Below are 16,555 nucleotides of genomic sequence, written 5' to 3' on the forward strand. Positions count from 1 at the left end.
CGCGCCTTTTCGCCGGTCCTTTCCGCCCACGGAAGTTTTTTGTCCGCTGCCGGCGAACTCTAGCTTGCGGTAGCCGTTTGAATTCTTGTATCTAAAAGTCAACTTTTACGGCGGCCGCTCTGGCGGCCGTCTTTTGCGCTTAGGAACCGCGCTCAATCTGGATCGAGACTTTGTTGGAGGCGATGTATGGGGACCCGTGAGCAGTTTTGCCGAAAGCAGGGACGGCTCCTCCTAACTGCAGCCGCGTTCGCGTTGGCGCTCGGCCTGTCGCAGGCATCCAACGCCCAGACTGCCGATCAGGCCCCCGCAGAAGCGATGTCTCCGGCAGAGGCGGTGCAGACGCCTGGCGGAACCTCCGACCAGAACAAGACCGCGCAAGCGGCCCCCAATGCGAGCGGCGCTGCGCAGGATAGCTCGGACGCTGAGCCCTCCTCCGGCGCCCCGGCATCGTCTGCCGATGCTCCGTCGATCCAGATGCAGCCGATCGAAGCCCAGCGCCCGGCACCGGCCGCCGCTTCGCCCGCAGAGTCGCCTGAAAGCGCCGAAGAGACCGAGGCGCTGCTGCCCCACGACTTGTCGCCCTGGGGCATGTTCATGGGCGCGGACTGGGTGGTGAAGACCGTGATGATCGGTTTGGCGATCGCCTCGTTCATCACCTGGACGGTCCTGGTCGCCAAATCCATTGAGATTGCTGGGGCCAAGCGGCGCGCCCGTTATGCCCTGAAGGTGATTGCAAGCTCCGCAAATCTGGACGACGCCGTCGCCCAGCTCGGGCCGCGCCGTGGCGCGCCCGCCATGCTGGTCCGCGCCGCCGAGGAGGAGATGAAGGCCTCCGCCTTCCTCGTCGACAATGCCAAGGGGGAGGGCGTGAAAGAGCGTCTCGCCTCCCGCCTGTCGCGCCTCGAAGCCGCCGCTGGCCGCCGCCTCACCGCGGGCACGGGTATTCTCGCCACCATCGGGTCCACCGCGCCGTTCGTCGGTCTGTTCGGCACCGTCTGGGGCATTATGAATTCCTTTATCGGCATCTCGGAGGCCCAGACCACCAATCTGGCCGTCGTGGCCCCGGGCATCGCCGAGGCGTTGCTCGCCACCGCCATCGGCCTCGTTGCCGCCATCCCGGCGGTGGTGATCTACAACGTCTTCGCCCGGTCCATCACCGGCTATCGCCAGCTCTTGGCCGACGCTTCGGCCGGCGTCGAGCGTCTTGTCAGCCGCGAGCTCGATTTGCGCGCCGTGGCGCCGCAGAATCGCAAGCCGCGCGCCGCTGCAGAATAGGATCGAGGGTCCGCGATCATGGCAGGAAGCCTGAACAGCAGCACCGAAAACGATGAGATGCAGGAGAGCCACGAGATCAACGTGACGCCGTTCATCGACGTCATGCTCGTGCTCCTCATCATCTTCATGGTCGCGGCGCCGCTCGCCACCGTGGACGTGAAGGTCGATCTGCCGGCCTCGACGGCCAAGCCCCAGGAGCGTCCGGGCGATCCCCTCTATGTGACGGTGAAGCGCGATCTCTCCATCGCGGTGGGCGAAGCCGTCGTCCCGCGCGAGGCCCTGAAGGAAGTTCTCGACGCCCGCACCGAGGGCAATCACGACACCCGCATCTTCCTGCGCGCCGACAGAGTCGTTGACTACGGGGACCTGATGGCGGTCATGAACCTCCTGCGGGAGTCCGGATATCTGAAATTCGCTCTTGTCGGCCTGGAGACGATCTCCGGCGACGCGGCGGCCACGGCGCCGTCGGGCCGGCTGCCCAGCCCTGACGACATTCCGGTGGAGTCCATCCAAGCGCGATGACCACGAACAACGAGCCCATCACACCCGAATGCTGTTACGCGTGCCACGCCCTGTGCGGGGTGGAGATCACGACCTATAGCTGGCGCGATCGGGCCCTGTGGATCGGCGCCGCTGCCGCCGTGCTGTCGTTCTATGGCGTCGCTGCCGTGGCTGCCATGGTGCTCCAGAACCGGCCTGAGCCGATCGGGGCGCCGCCGGCGGCGGTCATGGTGGAATATGCGCCGGCCCCTGCCGCGCCGCGCCTTGAGAAGAAGGACGTCGCCCTCGGCCCCCAGATGGAGGAGCGGGCGGCAAGCCAGGCATCGGACGCCAAGGACGCGCCCGAGGAAAACCTCGAGGAACTGGTGGAGGCCGAAGGCGAGGGCAAGGAGGTCGTTCTCAACGACTCCAAGGAGTTCACCGAGAACGCCGAGCAGAAGGTCGCCTCTCTCGTCGACAGCCAGTCGAACGCTGACGAGGTGAAGGCGATCGATCCCACCATTCCCGATGTCGTCGAGGCGGAGAACCCCGATGTCGTCGTGCCGGAGGCCACGGCTTCGTCCGCAGCACCCGAAAGCGCCAAGATGGTGAAACCGTCGGCGTCGAGCGTGGCATCGGAAGCGACCCTGGCTGCCCAGCCCGAGGTGCAGGAAGAGATCGCCGAGGTCGCCATGGCGCCGAACCAGACCGAGACGACCATGGAGGTCGCCAACCTCCCGGTGAAGTGGCAAACAAAGCTGCTCGCCTATCTGGAGAAGCACAAATCCTATCCGGCGGCTGCGCGCAGCAAGCGCCAGACCGGCATCGTTAATCTGCACTTTAAGATCGATGGCGCGGGGCGCGTCATGATGGCGGAGATCAGCAAATCCTCAGGCTATCCGGCTCTCGACAACGCCGTGATGGAGCTGATCGAGAAGGCTTCGCCCGTGCCTGCGCCTCCGGGAATCTTCGCCCAGACCGGCGTCGAGCTCACCGTTCCGGTCCGCTTCCAGCTCCGCTAGTGCAGCAGCGGCGGCCCGTGGTCTGAGCGCGGCAAGGTAACCTTTGCGCACAGGCCAGACTGCTCGCCGGAGAAGCGTAGATCGAAACCGCTTCTCGCATAGGGCGAAAAGACGTTTTCGTATCCTTTCGAGCGAACCCGACGGCGGCTTCGGGCCGTGGCCGCAGGCTGTACTGTGCGGCTAAACGGCAGGCTGGTCAGCGCAGTCTTGTGCTATAGTCGGAAATCAGTACCATACGGGGAACGGATTGTACGCTCGCCGCCGGTGAGCCCGTCTATTCATTCCGACCGAAAAACAGCTTCCGACCGCTCGAACTTCAACCGCCGCGTCCCTACATTAGCGCCGCGGCTCTGAGATCAGGGCGAAAAATTGAGGGGGACAGCCAAGACCGTCTCGCCCGGTATTTCCAGGTGCGAGCCTTGGCCCGCGGAGTATCCATGGCTGAAAAATCCACTGATCGGGCGCCCGGCAAAGCCGCGTCTGCGCCGGGAACCGAGCCTGAAACGACCCAGAACGGCCGCTCGCGCGGTGGCTCGACCGTCGTTCTGCTCATCATCGTCGCGATCCTGATCGCCGGCGGTCTGGCCTATCGGTATTGGGGTTTCTGGCAGGTGCCGGAGCAGGCTGGCGGACAGCCGCCCGCGCCCGAGGTGACCGTTGCCGAGCCCATCGTGCGCGAGATCATGGAATGGCGCGAACTCACCGGCCAGTTCGAGGCGCAGGACTCGGTCGAGGTACGGGCCCGCGTGAGCGGCTATCTAGAATCCCGCGACTTCACCGATGGTGAGATCGTCAAAAAGGGCAAGTTGCTTTTCGTCATCGAGCCGCGGCCCTTCGAGCTTGCCCTGGAGCAGGCCAAGGCCACCCTGGCGCAATCCCAGGCGGAGTTGAGGCTCGCCGAGAGTCAACTGAACCGGACATCCCAGCTTCGTGAGAAGGACTTTGCCGCCCAGGCGACCCTGGATGAGCGTCAGGCCCAGGTGGACACGGCCAAAGCCGCCGTCGAGACCGCAGAGGCCGCCGTCCAGCAGGCCAAGCTCGATCTCGACTACACCCATGTCGTCGCACCCATGGCCGGCCGCGTCAGCGAACGCGAGGTCAGCGTGGGCAATCTGGTCATGGGCGGAGCCGGTGTCTCCACCACCCTGCTGACCAACATCGTGTCCCTCGATCCGATCTATTTCGTCTTCGACGTCAGCGAATCCGATGCTCTGGATTATCAGCGGCTTGTCGAGAGCGGCGAGCTGCCCTCAGCCCGCAAGGGTGAGAGGGTGCAAGTCGAGGGGCAGCTTTCCGACGAGAAGACTTGGGATCTGAAGGGTTACATCGACTTCGTCGATAACCAGTTCAACGCCTCGACCGGGACGATCCGGGTTCGGGCGGTCTTCCCCAATGAGGATATGTCGATCACGCCGGGCCAGTTCGGCCGGGTGCGCATTCCCATGTCCAAGCGCAAGCCGACCATGCTGGTGCCGGCCGCCGCCGTGACCTCCGACCAGGCCTCCAAGCAGCTCTATATCGTGGATAAGGACAACAAGGTCGTTCCGAAGACTGTCGAGCTCGGCCCCATCGTCGGCGACAACCTGCAGATCGTCCGCAGCGGTATCGAGCCCGACGAGCGCGTCATCATCAACGGCCTGATGCGAGCGCGCCCCGGCGCCGAAGTGACGCCCAAGGATGGCGAGATCGACGACAGTTCCCTGCCTGAATCGGCTCAGAAATGAATCTTTCGCACTTCTTCATCGACCGGCCGATCTTTGCCGCGGTCGTCTCCATCCTGATCACGCTGATCGGCGGCGTGGCCTTCTTCGCCCTGCCGATCGCGCAGTATCCGGAGATCGCGCCGCCCTCGATCTCGGTGAGCGCCCAGTATTCCGGCGCCTCGGCTGAAGTTGTCGCGAAGACCGTTGCGACTCCGCTCGAGCAGGAGATCAACGGCGTCGACAACATGCTCTACATGACGTCGCAATCGACCAGCGACGGCCGCATGTCGCTGACCGTGACGTTCAAGCTGGGCACCGATCTCGATACCGCGCAGGTTCTGGTCCAGAACCGCGTGGCCATCGCGGAACCCCGGCTTCCCCAGGAAGTGCGCAATATCGGCGTCAACGTCACCAAGCAGTCGCCCGACATGCTGATGGTGATCCATATCTATTCTCCCGATGGTTCGCGCGATCAGCTCTACCTGTCCAACTACGCGACCCTACATGTTCGTGACGTGCTGTCCCGTATCGACGGCGTCGGCGACGCTCGCATCTTCGGCGCGCGCGACTATTCCATGCGCGTCTGGCTCGACCCGGAAAAGCTCGCCGCCCGCAATCTGACGGCTGGCGATGTGGTGGCTTCCCTTCGGGCCCAGAATGTCCAGGTCGCCGCCGGCGTGATCAATCAGCCGCCGGTGCCCCAGCCGGGCGCGTTCCAGCTCTCGGTTGAGACCCAAGGCCGGCTGCCCGATGCGGCAGCTTCGGCAACATCATCGTCAAAGCCGATGGCGGGCGGGTCACCCGCGTGCGCGATGTCGCCCGCGTGGAGCTCGGCGCGGCCGATTACACCCTGAACGGTTATTTGGACAAGACGGTCGCGATTCCGCTCGGCATCTTCCAGCGGCCGGGCTCCAACGCGCTGGAGACCGCCGATCAGGTCATCGCGGCTATGGAGGAACTCTCCAAATCGTTCCCCACAGGACTCAAATACGACATCGTCTACAACCCGACGGTCTTTATTTCCCAGTCCGTTGAAGCCGTGCTTCACACCATGCTGGAGGCGGTGGTCCTCGTTGTCGTGGTGATCGTGCTGTTCCTCCAGAACTGGCGCGCCTCGATCGTTCCCATCGTCGCCATACCGGTCTCCCTGGTCGGCAGTTGCATGGTCCTGGCCGCTTTGGGATTCTCGATCAACAACCTCACCCTGTTCGCGATGGTGCTGGCCATCGGTATCGTGGTGGATGACGCCATCGTCGTGGTGGAGAATGTCGAGCGCCTGATACGTGAAGGGCATCCACCGCGGGAAGCGGCGCATCTCACGATGGATGAGGTGGGCGGCGCGCTCGTAGCCATCTCTCTCGTGCTTGCTGCGGTGTTCATTCCGTCAGCGTTCCTCACCGGCATCACGGGACAGTTCTTCCGCCAGTTCGCGGTGACGATCACCACGGCCACAGCCATCTCTCTGATCGTATCGTTGACCTTGAGCCCGGCGCTTTGCGCATTGCTTTTCAAGCCCCATGAAGAGGGGCATCAGCGCAAAGGCATCTTGGCCCGCGTGGTGGGCGGTTTCTTCGGCGGGTTCAACCGGGGCTTCGACTGGCTGTCCGACAAGTACGGCCGGATGACCGGGCGCCTGGTGCGTATGGGCGTCGTGATGCTTGGCGTCTACGCATTGCTCATCGGCTTGACCGTCTATCAGTTCGGCCGTGCGCCCACGGGCTTTATTCCCGCTCAGGACCAGGGCTACCTGATCAACATCATCCAGCTTCCGCCGGGCTCCTCCCTTGCCCGGACCGACGAGGTCGCCCGTGGCGTGGTCGATCTGGTCCTGGATCAGCCGGGTGTGGCGCATGCCGTTCCCATCGTCGGTCTCGACGGTGCCACCTTCACCAACGCGCCGAACGCCGCTGTGATCTTCTCCACGCTGGAACCGTTTGAAGAGCGGGCCGCGAAAGGGCTCTCGGCCGACGCCATCATCGCATCCCTGAATCAGAAATTTGCTGGGATCGAGGATGCGCTGCTGATCTCCATCTCGCCGCCACCCGTTCGCGGTGTCGGCACCACTGGCGGCTTCAAGATGGAAGTGCAGGACACACAAGGCGGCGATCCGGCTCAGCTCGCAAACGTGGCCAATCAGCTCTCCGCGGCTGCCAATCAGACGCCCGGCTTCTCGCGTGTCTTCACGACCTTCAATACCGGTACGCCGAAGGTCTACGCGGATATCGATCGTGTGAAGGCCGAGATGCTCGGCGTGCCGGTCCAGAACGTGTTCGAGGCGCTTTCGGTCTATCTCGGCTCGGTCTACGTGAACGACTTCAACTTCCTCGGGCGCACCTATCGCGTGACGGCCCAGGCCGACGGTCAGTTCCGCCAGGATCTTCACACCATTGCCAATCTGAAGACCCGCAACAACGAAGGCGAGATGGTGCCTCTGGGCTCCGTGGCCTCCTTCCGGAACATCACCGGCCTTACCGGATCGAACACTTCAACATCTTCACCGCTGCCGCCGTGCAGGGTAGCACCCTGCCGGGCTACTCCTCCGGCTATGCGATCGCGGCCATGGAAAAGCTGGCCGATGAGGTGCTCCCCGATGGCTATAGCTATGCGTGGACGGAACTCTCTTTCCAGGAGAAGGCGGCCGGCAACACGGCGATTTATGTTTTCCTAGCCGCCGTGGTGTTCGTGTTCCTTCTGCTGGCGGCCCAATACGAGAGCTGGAGTCTGCCCTTCAGCGTCATTCTCATCGTGCCGATGTGTTTGCTGGCAGCAATCACCGGCCTGCTCCTACGGGGCATGGAGGTGAATATCCTGGGACAGATTGGCTTCGTTGTGCTCATCGGCCTAGCGGCGAAGAACGCCATTCTGATCGTCGAATTCGCCAAGCAGAACGAGGAGGAGGGCGAGGACCGTTTCGCGGCGGCGACCGATGCCGCGCGGGTCCGTCTGCGCCCGATCCTGATGACCTCCTTCGCCTTCATCTTGGGCGTGCTGCCTCTGATGATCGCGACGGGCGCGGGCGCGGAGATGCGTCAGTCTCTCGGCACCGCGGTGTTCACCGGTATGCTGGGCGTGACCTTCTTCGGCCTGATCTTCACTCCGATCTTCTATGTGGTGGTGCGGAAATTCGCCAAGAAGCCGAAAGAGCCGCGCGAGACCGCGCAAACCTAAGCCTGCGGCGAACCAATCTCTCGGCAGAACGTTCTTCAGGCGGCCTGATTAATAATTGGGCCGTCTGAATCGTTGCCCATCGGATTTGCATCTGATTAATTTGCTGATCGGGGGGACGTCTTTCGCGTTCCCGAGAGGCGTAAAGTCATAAGAAACAAGCCGGTGATTCTTGTCGGATAGTACTGAGACGGTCGAAATTGCGCTGGGAACCGAGGATCCGGAATCCGAAGCCAGGGCGAAGAAATTCTTCAATGAGATGCTGGAGCCGGACGGTTCGGTCCGCCCCTCCTACGCCGACTTCGCAGAGCTCCTGAAGAGCCTTTCAGCGAAAGATCTGGACGCCAAGACCCGCGCCGCCGAAGAGCTTTTCCGCCGGTTGGGCATCACCTTCGCCGTCTATACCGAGGGCGGCAGCACCGAGCGCCTCATTCCCTTCGATATCATCCCGCGCATCATCGACCGCGCCGAATGGGACTTGGTGCAGCGCGGCTGCGTGCAGCGCGTGAAGGCCCTGAACACCTTTCTCTACGACATCTATCATGACCAGGAGATCCTGAACGCGGGCCTCATCCCGCCGGAGCTGGTGCTGCGGAATTCCGATTTCCGGCCGGAGATGATGGGCGTCGATCTGCCGAACGACGTTTATGCCCATATCGCCGGAATCGATCTCGTCCGCACCGGCGAGAAGGATTTCTTCGTCCTGGAAGACAATGTGCGCACGCCCTCCGGCGTCTCCTATCTGCTGGAGAACCGCGAGGTCATGATGCGCCTCTTCCCGGATGCCTTCGCCAATCAGAGCATCTCGCCCGTCGGCAACTATTCGGAGCGCCTACTCGAAAATCTGCGTGCCGTGGCGCCGCCGACCGCGAGCGACGATCCCGTCGTCGTGCTCCTGACCCCCGGCCGCTACAACAGCGCCTATTTCGAGCACGTCTTCCTGGCCGAGCAGATGGGCGTTGAGCTGGTCGAAGGCTCCGACCTCTTCGTCCGCGAGGGCTTCGTGTGGATGCGGACCACGGAGGGTCCGGTGAAGGTCGATGTGGTGTATCGCCGGATCGACGACCCGTTCACGGATCCGCTGGCATTCCGGTCGGACTCGGTCCTGGGGATCGCCGGTGTGCTTTCTGCTGTCCGCTCGGGCACCGTGAACCTCGCAAACGCAATGGGAACTGGCTGCGCCGACGATAAGGCCATGTACACTTACGTGCCGCGTATGATCGAGTTCTATCTCGGCGAGCACGCCATCCTGAAGAACGTCGACACGTGGATGCTGCGCAACGAACAAGACCGCAAGCACGTCTTCGCGAACATGGAGGACCTCGTCATCAAGGAGGTCCACGGCTCCGGCGGCTACGGCATGCTCATCGGCCCCGCCTCCACCAAGGAGGAGCGCGAGGAGTACAAGAAACGCGTCGAGGCGGATCCTTCCGGCTTTATCGCCCAGCCGACCCTGGAGCTATCCACCGCGCCCACCTTCGCCAACGGGATGATCGTTCCGCGCCACGTCGATCTGCGGCCCTTCGTGCTCTCGGGCAAGGATACCAGCGTGATCCCCGGCGGGTTGACGCGCGTGGCTCTGCGGGAAGGCTCACTGGTTGTCAATTCGAGCCAGGGCGGCGGCACGAAGGACACCTGGGTGTTGGAGACTGCCAAATGATGCTGAGCCGTACAGCGGAGAATTTGTTCTGGATGTCCCGCAATATCGAGCGGGCGGAGAACACGGCGCGCATGCTGGATGTCAGTTTCCGCATGGCGCTCGTGCCGTCCTCGCTGGACAGCCAGGAGCTGCATTTCGAACCGATCCTGGCGATCGCGCCCGGCACCGGCGACTTCAGGGACCGCTATGGCGAGTTCACGAAGGAGAACATCATTCGCTACGTGGTGCTCGACGCCGACAACGAAAGCAGCATTTGGTCGCTGATCCATGGCGCCCGCGAGAACGCCCGCGCCCAGCGCACCGCGATCTCCACGGAGGCCTGGGAAAGCATCAACTCAACCTGGCTCCAGGTGCAGGATCTCGATTATCAGGGACTTGTGGAATGGGGCTTCCGCGACTTCTTCGAATGGGTGAAGGAACGCTCCCATCTCTTCCGCGGGGTGGTCTTCGGCACGCTGCTCCATGACGATCCGTTCCGGTTCATCCGCCTCGGCACCTTCATCGAGCGCGCCGACAATACCGCGCGAATCCTCGACGTGAAGTATCACGTGCTTCTCCCGGAAACGGAGAAGGTCGGCGGCTATGTCGATTACTATCAATGGGCGGCGCTGCTGCGTTCCGTCGGGGCGTTCCGCGCCTATCGCCGCGTCTACCACGATACGGTCTATCCCTGGCGTGTCGCGGAGCTGCTGATTCTGCGCGAGGACATGCCGCGCTCGCTGCATCATTGCTACGAGGCGCTGATCACCACCCTTGAGGACCTTACCGGCAACAAGCAGCTCGAATGCAGGCGTATCGCCGGGCAGACCTATGCCCGCCTCAAATACGGCCGCATCGACAAGATCTTCGCCCTCGGGCTGCACGAATTCCTGAACGACTTCATCGACAACAACAACGCGTTGGGAGCCCAGCTTCAGGAGGATTTCCTCATGACGCCCGTTTCCATCTCTGCGGTGGCCTAATGCTGATCAGAGTCGAGCACACCACGAGCTACAGGTATTCCGAGCCGCTTCTGGCGAGCACCCAGTACCTGCGGATGACGCCCCTGTCGGGCCGCACCCAGGCCGTGGAGAGCTGGAAGCTCACCGTTCCCGGTGCGAGCACCCAGGAATGGGCGGATCAGTACGGCAATCTCTGCCACACGCTGACCGTGACCCAGCCGGTGACGTCCTTGGAGATCAAGGTCAGCGGCCTCGTCCGCACACGTAACACCGACGGTATCGTGGGGCTCTCCCAGTCGGAGCTTCCTGCCGGGCTCTACCTGCGCGAGACCGATTACACCACCTGCACGCCGGCCCTGAAGGAATATGCCGAAGCCTTCCGCGAGGCAGTGGAGAAGGACACCATCGACGGCCTGCACAAGATCATGCTGCAGATCGCCGAGGACGTCGCCTATTCGCCCGGCGAGACCCACGTACAGACCAAAGGCGCCGAAGCTCTGGAGAAGGGGCAGGGCGTCTGCCAGGACCACGCCCATATCTTCTGCACCGTCTGCCGCCACTTGGGGATCCCAGCCCGCTATGTGAGCGGCTATCTCGGCGCGGACATGGAGCAGGCCGGACAGGCTTCCAGCCACGCCTGGGCCGAGGCCCTGGTGGGCGGCCTGGGCTGGGTCAGCTTCGACCCGACAAATAAGTCGTGCGCAACCGAGGCTCATATCCGCAGCGCCGTCGGTTTAGACTATGCTGAGGCGAGTCCCGTTCGCGGCGTACGCAGCGGCGGGGGCATCGAAACCATGTCGGCTCGCGTCGCATTCCCCAGCCAAGGTCAAAGCCAGAGCCAGAGCCAAGGCGGGGGCTCGTCGCAGTCACAATCGCAATAGGGCAAGGCAGTGACATACTGCGTCGGCATCCTTTTGAACGAAGGCGTCGTGCTCGCGTCCGATTCCCGTACCAACGCGGGCATCGACCGCGTCTCTACCTTCAAGAAGATGCATATCTATCAGCAGGCGGGAGAGCGCTTCTTCGCGCTGACCACGGCCGGCAACCTCTCCCTCACCCAGGGCGTGCTGAGCCTCGTCGATGAGTGGCTCTATAGCGGCGATCCCGATAAGGATCTGTGGGCGACCGAATCCATGTTCGGCGCCGCGCGCATCATCGGCAAGGCCATCCGGGAGATGCACAAGGTCGATGACGGCTACATGATGGAGGCGGTCGACTACAGCGCTTCGATCATCCTGACCGGCCAGATCAAGGGCGGCCGCCTGCGCCTCTTCCTGATCTACAACGCCGGCAACTTCATCGAGGCCATGGGCGACACGGTCTATTTCCAGATCGGCGAGGTGAAATACGGCAAGCCCATCCTCGACCGCATCCTGACCCCGGAATCCTCTCTCGGCGACGCCGTGAAATGCGCGCTCATCTCTTTCGATTCGACCATGCGTTCCAACGTCTCTGTCGGTCCGCCCATCGACATCCTGCTCTATCGCCGGGACAGCATGGAGAAGGTCTTCGTGGACCGGCTGGATGAGGGCGACCCCTATCTCCAGACGATTCACGAGAAATGGGGTAGCGCGATTCTGGAGGCCTTCAATCAGATCAGCGCCCAGCCCGACTGGGATTACTGACCGGCTTCAAGCTTCCCTGAGCCAGCTTGGCTTTGTGGCCGGCGCGAAGAATCACGCCGGCCGGTCAATTGCGATCAGCGCGGGCTAGTTGCCGCCGCCGGGCATGAACGTGCCGGGGCCACCGACCGGGCCGGACCCGCCGGAGCCGAAACCCTTGTTCTGATTGAAGCCGGAGGCCGCGTTCTTCTGGGCTTCCTGGATGGCCTTGGACGCCATCTCGCGAATCTCTTCGATCTGCTTGCCGAAATTATCCATCTGGTGCTTCACGTGCTCCGTCTGGATCGAAAGGGCCTGCTGAAAGTCGTTGGCCTCGGCGAGCTTCATGGCGAGCGCGAAATTGGCCTCCGCGTTCGCCCGGGTGATCTGGGAGATCTTGTCGTTCAGGCTGCGCATGCTGTCGCCCATGGGACCGGCATTCGCTTCGAAGGTCCGCATGGCCTGCTCGCTGGTCGTTGCGAAATTCTCGAACGCGTAGCGGGCCTGCTCGATTCCCATCTTCATCAGGTCCCGCACGGAGCCAGGCATTTCCATCTTGTTGAATGTATCGTTCGCCATATCGTCCTTCCTTGCTTCGTTCTCGGTCCCGACCCCGATGCTGGGGTCCGAATCCGACGTTTCCTCCGATTTCGCTGTCGTCGATGCGGTCGGCCGCGCCTCTCCTGTGAAGTCGGCCGCGGTATAGGCGGCCGGACGCTTCGGGCTGTCCGCATCGGGCGCCCGTTCGGCAAAGGCGTCGCTCGCCCGAGCGGTCGCCTTCTCCATGGCGAGCAGCCAGGTGCTTGCCGGCCACCAGGCGGCCCAAACAAAGCTCCTAATCATCAGAGACAGCATATGCACATCCCTCGAAACCGTCGACAGGACCTTGGCTGCGCGCCAGCCCGTCCCTCGACGGGTCAATGACAACGGATCTATTGCAGTTCCTTGTCGGTCCGATGTCGTCGTTCACGGCGTCATCCAAACCGGCGCTCATCGGGTCTTCGGTGAGACCCAATTTCCACCGATCGCGAAGGCTAGAACAAAAGTCTTTCCAACCTCTCGCCCGCCGGGGTCCGTCGCGACCTCTTTGACGCTAGTGCTAACAAGACCTTAGGACATGTCCGCTAGACCGGGCCCGGCTTCAATAGGAGAACGCCCATGGTCAAGGTTGCGATCCACGAATTTGCGCCCGCGGCGGAGATCGACGACGCGCAGGCCATGGAACAGTTTCAGAAGCAGTGGCGCACCTATCAGAAGCTCGTCGATTCCGATGCGCTCTCCCATCGCGAGGTGGCGGCCCAACTGCATGCCGCGCTCCGGACCGTCGAGACATCCTTCAGCATCCTCGATATCGCCTGCGGCGATGCGGGCGAGATCAAGCACGTGTTGGCGGACACGAAGGTCAGCCACTATCACGGCATCGATCTTTCCGAGCCTGCCCTGGAGCTTGCTGCAAGGAATCTCGAGGATTGCCCTTTCCAGGTCGATCTCGATCACGGTGACTATGTCGAGATGGTCGAGCGCCGGCCCGACCCTGCCGATATCGCCTGGTGCGGCCTGTCCATCCATCATCTCAAAACCGACCGGAAGCGCGATCTCCTCACCGCGCTCCGCAAGACGACCGACCGCTTCGTAATGATCTACGAGCCGACCCTGAAAGAGGGCGAGACACGCGACGGCTATCTGGAGCGCTTCGGGACGGTCAATCGCCCGGCTTGGACATTCCTGACGGATGAGGAATGGCGGCAGATCAGCAACCATGTCACCCAGTGCGATCTGCCCGAGACGGCGGAGACTTGGCTTGCCCTGGGCCGCGAGGCGGGCTTTGCGAAGGCCACGGAAATCTTCCACGACCGCACGGATTTCTATTCCATCTACCGCTACGACGTCTGAGGGCTATCCTTCCCGAAGCACGCGGAGCGACGCTCCGACATCGTCCTACCCCTCGATCATCTTGACCAGCGTTTCGAGCCGGTCCGCCTCGTCCGCCGGCTTGTCCCACCGGATGCGGTGCACACGGGGAAACCGCATGGCGACGCCCGATTTGTGCCGCGTCGAAGGATGCACGGAATCGAACGCCACCTCGAAGACGAGCTTCGGCTCGACCTGCCGCACGGGACCGAACCGGTCGACCGTGTGATTGCGCACCCAGCGGTCCAGCTCCTGCAGCTCCGCATCGGTGAAGCCGAAATAGGATTTGCCCACCGGCACCAGCTCCTCGCCGCCATCGTCTGACGGACGCCAGGCGCCGAACGTATAATCCGAGTAATAGGACGAACGTTTGCCGCTGCCCCGCTGGGCGTACATCACAACGGCGTCCAGGGTCAGCGGGGCGCGCTTCCACTTGTACCAATGACCCTTAGGTCGCCCCGAGAGGTAAGGGCTCGCCCGCCGCTTCAGCATCAACCCTTCGATGCCGGTCTCCCGGGCGTTTTCCCAGAGCTGTTTCAACTCGGCGATGTCGTCGAACTCCAGCGTCTCGGAGAGATCGGCCCGCGCCGGCCCGTGACGCGCGTACCAGGCTTCGAGCCGCGTCCGCCGCTCTTCCAGGGACAGCGCCCGCACGTCTTCGCCGTCGTCATAGAGAATGTCGTAGAGGCGGATATGGGCCGGATAGGTCTTCAGCATGTTGGCGGTCACGGTCTTCCGGTTCAGCCGCTGCTGCAGGTCGTTGAAGGGCTGGACTTCTCCCTCGCGCATCACCAGCAGCTCGCCATCCAGCACGCAGTTCTCCGGCAATCCCTCGAACACGTCCGGGAAGGCGCCGGAGATGTCATCGCCCGTCCGCGAGAATAGCCGGTGCTCGCCGGCCATGGTCGAAAGCTGCACCCGAATCCCGTCCCATTTCCACTCGGCTTGGAACGCGTCCGCGGCGATTGCATCCAGCTCGTCGTCCTCGATGGCGTGGCTCAGCATCAGCGGACGGAAGATGGGCATCTCCTCGACATTGGGCTTCGGCGCCTCCCCAGCCAGCCAGCCGAAGAGTTGGGGATAGGGCGGGGCGAGCCCATGCCACACTTCCTCAATGTCATCGAGCTTCTGCCCCGACCATTCGGCGAGCGCCGTCTTGGCAAGCCGCGCCGACACGCCGACGCGAAGCGCGCCAGTGATCAACTTCAGAAGCGCCCAGCGCTCAACGGCATCCAGCCGGTCGAGCCAGGCGGAAACAAGATCCGCCGCCTCACCCGCATTGGCTTGGGAAAGCTCTTCGACGATGGTCTCAAGCGGTGGCGGTTCAGTTTGGGCGTCTGCCTCCGGCCCAGGCCAGAGCAGTGCGAGAGTCTCTGCCGTATCGCCCACATAGTCGCGCGAGAGCTTGAACAGCACCGGATCGATCCGGCCCTCGATCATCTCCGTCATGATCCGCCGGAAGGGCAGGCGGAGCGAAAGGCTACCGGTCAGAACCGCCAGCGCCCAGCCCCGCTCCGGATCGGGCGTGGCGGCGAAGTAATCCGCCATAAGCCGGAGCTTATCGTTTCGCGCCGGCGTATAGGCGAGGCGGTCGAGCAGCGTGGCGAAGCCTCTCACTGGTCTTCCTCCTCGAAGCCGATCAGCCGGAGCGCGCGCCCGCGTTTGCCGCGCATATGGATGTGATGAAGGAGAGCGTCTTCCTGGCCGTGGGTCACCCAGATCTCGTCCGCGCCTGTCTCGTCGATGGTCTGCACCAGCTCGTCCCAATCCGCATGATCGGAGAGCACGATGGGAAGCTCTACGCCCCGCTGCCGGGCGCGGGCCCGCACCCGCATCCACCCCGACGCGAAGGCGGTGACCGGATCGGGCAGGCGGCGTGACCAGCGATCCGTGATGGCTGAGGGCGGCGCCAGCACGATCTCGCCGCGCATGGTCTCCCGCTTCTCGCCTGTGGCGGGCCTGAGATCGCCGAGATCGATCCCGAACCGCTCGTAGGTGGCGCAAGTCTCCTGCAAGGCGCCATGAAGCCAGATCGGCCGGTCGTAGCCGGCCTCGCGCAAGAGCTTGATCACTCGCTGGGTCTTGCCGAGCCCGTAGGCGCCGACCGCATGGGTGCGCTCCGGGAACTGCTCGACCGAGCGGAGCAGCTTGCCGATCTCGTCGGCCGGATCACCGTGGCGGAAAACCGGGAGTGCGAAGGTGGCCTCGGTCACGAACAGGTCGCACGGCACGAGCTCAAACGGGGCGCAGGTCGGGTCGGCCTGGCGCTTGTAGTCGCCGGAGACCACCGCCCTGACGCCCTCCCACTCGATGACCACCTGAGCACTGCCAAGCACGTGCCCAGCCGGTGCCAGCCAGACGTTGACGTCGCCGATCTTCAGAACCTCGCCATAGGCCAGGATCTGGGGCGAGCGCGGCGCACCTTCGCCCAGCCGCGCCTTCATGATGGCGAGGGTTTCTTCCGTCGCGAGCGCCGCCCCGAGGCCGGGCCGGGCATGGTCGGCATGGGCGTGGGTCACGATTGCCTTCTCGGCCGGTCCGTGGGGATCGATATGGAATCCGCCGGGCCGGCAGTAGAGGCCCTTCCGGTCGACCGCCAGCCAGCTATCGAAGACTTTGGGTTGCATTCGGCGCTGCATGTGAGGACTTAGATAGGTGGGAACGTAGAAAGAACAACAGTAATCATCGCGAGCATAAAAACTATAAACACAACCGGAGAGTGTATTTCTGGCCGTTAATCTTGCTCGGTTGTGCGAATCCCCATAGCCACCTCAGGGTTGCTTGCCCATAGTAACGC

The 16,555-nt window shown here is 63.2% G+C and carries 12 protein-coding genes and 1 pseudogene; 10 read left to right on the forward strand and 3 right to left on the reverse strand.

All coding sequences use genetic code 11. From position 1 onward, the window contains the following. Positions 1-186 precede the first annotated feature (186 nt). From exbB to A7A08_RS09050, 9 genes and pseudogenes are all read left to right on the forward strand, one after another. On the forward strand, positions 187-1,275 hold the full coding sequence (gene exbB, locus A7A08_RS09010) for a tonB-system energizer ExbB (protein ID WP_083226614.1): 1,089 nt from the start codon (positions 187-189) through the stop codon (positions 1,273-1,275). A gap of 18 nt (positions 1,276-1,293) precedes the next feature. Then, positions 1,294-1,797, forward strand: coding sequence for a TonB system transport protein ExbD (gene exbD / locus A7A08_RS09015; RefSeq protein ID WP_069095169.1), 504 nt, complete (start codon positions 1,294-1,296; stop codon positions 1,795-1,797). After that, the gene (locus A7A08_RS09020; RefSeq protein WP_083226615.1) at positions 1,794-2,777 is read left to right on the forward strand and encodes an energy transducer TonB; all 984 of its coding nucleotides are present in this window, start codon (positions 1,794-1,796) and stop codon (positions 2,775-2,777) included. Before exbD ends, A7A08_RS09020 begins: the two co-directional genes overlap by 4 nt. A 437-nt stretch (positions 2,778-3,214) precedes the next feature. After that, complete coding sequence (locus tag A7A08_RS09025) at positions 3,215-4,501, forward strand: efflux RND transporter periplasmic adaptor subunit (RefSeq protein ID WP_083226616.1); 1,287 nt, start codon at positions 3,215-3,217, stop codon at positions 4,499-4,501. Next, positions 4,498-7,648 (forward strand): annotated as a pseudogene (locus A7A08_RS09030) (efflux RND transporter permease subunit). Before A7A08_RS09025 ends, A7A08_RS09030 begins: the two are co-directional and overlap by 4 nt. Before the next feature lie 256 nt (positions 7,649-7,904). Then, entirely contained in the window at positions 7,905-9,305 is a 1,401-nt protein-coding gene (locus tag A7A08_RS09035) for a circularly permuted type 2 ATP-grasp protein (protein WP_069095311.1), read from the forward strand. Further along, positions 9,302-10,267, forward strand: coding sequence for an alpha-E domain-containing protein (locus tag A7A08_RS09040; protein WP_208430605.1), 966 nt, complete (start codon positions 9,302-9,304; stop codon positions 10,265-10,267). Before A7A08_RS09035 ends, A7A08_RS09040 begins: the two co-directional genes overlap by 4 nt. Continuing rightward, the gene (locus tag A7A08_RS09045; protein WP_069095171.1) at positions 10,267-11,127 is read left to right on the forward strand and encodes a transglutaminase family protein; all 861 of its coding nucleotides are present in this window, start codon (positions 10,267-10,269) and stop codon (positions 11,125-11,127) included. Before A7A08_RS09040 ends, A7A08_RS09045 begins: the two co-directional genes overlap by 1 nt. Positions 11,128-11,136: 9 nt before the next feature. Further along, a complete protein-coding gene (locus tag A7A08_RS09050; protein ID WP_069095172.1) occupies positions 11,137-11,871 on the forward strand; it encodes a proteasome-type protease in 735 nt (244 codons plus the stop codon). An 84-nt stretch (positions 11,872-11,955) separates the two neighbouring features. Here A7A08_RS09050 and A7A08_RS09055 read toward each other — a convergent pair whose 3' ends face one another. Beyond that, positions 11,956-12,702, reverse strand: a complete 747-nt coding sequence (locus tag A7A08_RS09055) for a phasin family protein (RefSeq protein WP_069095173.1) — start codon at positions 12,700-12,702, stop codon at positions 11,956-11,958. A gap of 303 nt (positions 12,703-13,005) precedes the next feature. Here A7A08_RS09055 and A7A08_RS09060 point away from each other — a divergent pair, with 303 nt between their 5' ends. Continuing rightward, on the forward strand, positions 13,006-13,740 hold the full coding sequence (locus tag A7A08_RS09060; RefSeq protein WP_069095174.1) for a class I SAM-dependent methyltransferase: 735 nt from the start codon (positions 13,006-13,008) through the stop codon (positions 13,738-13,740). Positions 13,741-13,785: 45 nt separating this feature from the next. Here A7A08_RS09060 and A7A08_RS09065 read toward each other — a convergent pair whose 3' ends face one another. Beyond that, positions 13,786-15,375: a cisplatin damage response ATP-dependent DNA ligase gene (locus A7A08_RS09065; RefSeq protein WP_069095175.1), complete on the reverse strand. Its 1,590-nt coding sequence runs from the start codon at positions 15,373-15,375 to the stop codon at positions 13,786-13,788. Continuing rightward, the gene (locus tag A7A08_RS09070) at positions 15,372-16,385 is read right to left on the reverse strand and encodes a ligase-associated DNA damage response exonuclease (RefSeq protein ID WP_069095176.1); all 1,014 of its coding nucleotides are present in this window, start codon (positions 16,383-16,385) and stop codon (positions 15,372-15,374) included. Before A7A08_RS09070 ends, A7A08_RS09065 begins: the two co-directional genes overlap by 4 nt. Between the last annotated feature and the right edge of the window lie 170 nt (positions 16,386-16,555).

Source organism: Methyloligella halotolerans (genome assembly GCF_001708935.1).
Lineage (GTDB): Bacteria > Pseudomonadota > Alphaproteobacteria > Rhizobiales > Methyloligellaceae > Methyloligella > Methyloligella halotolerans.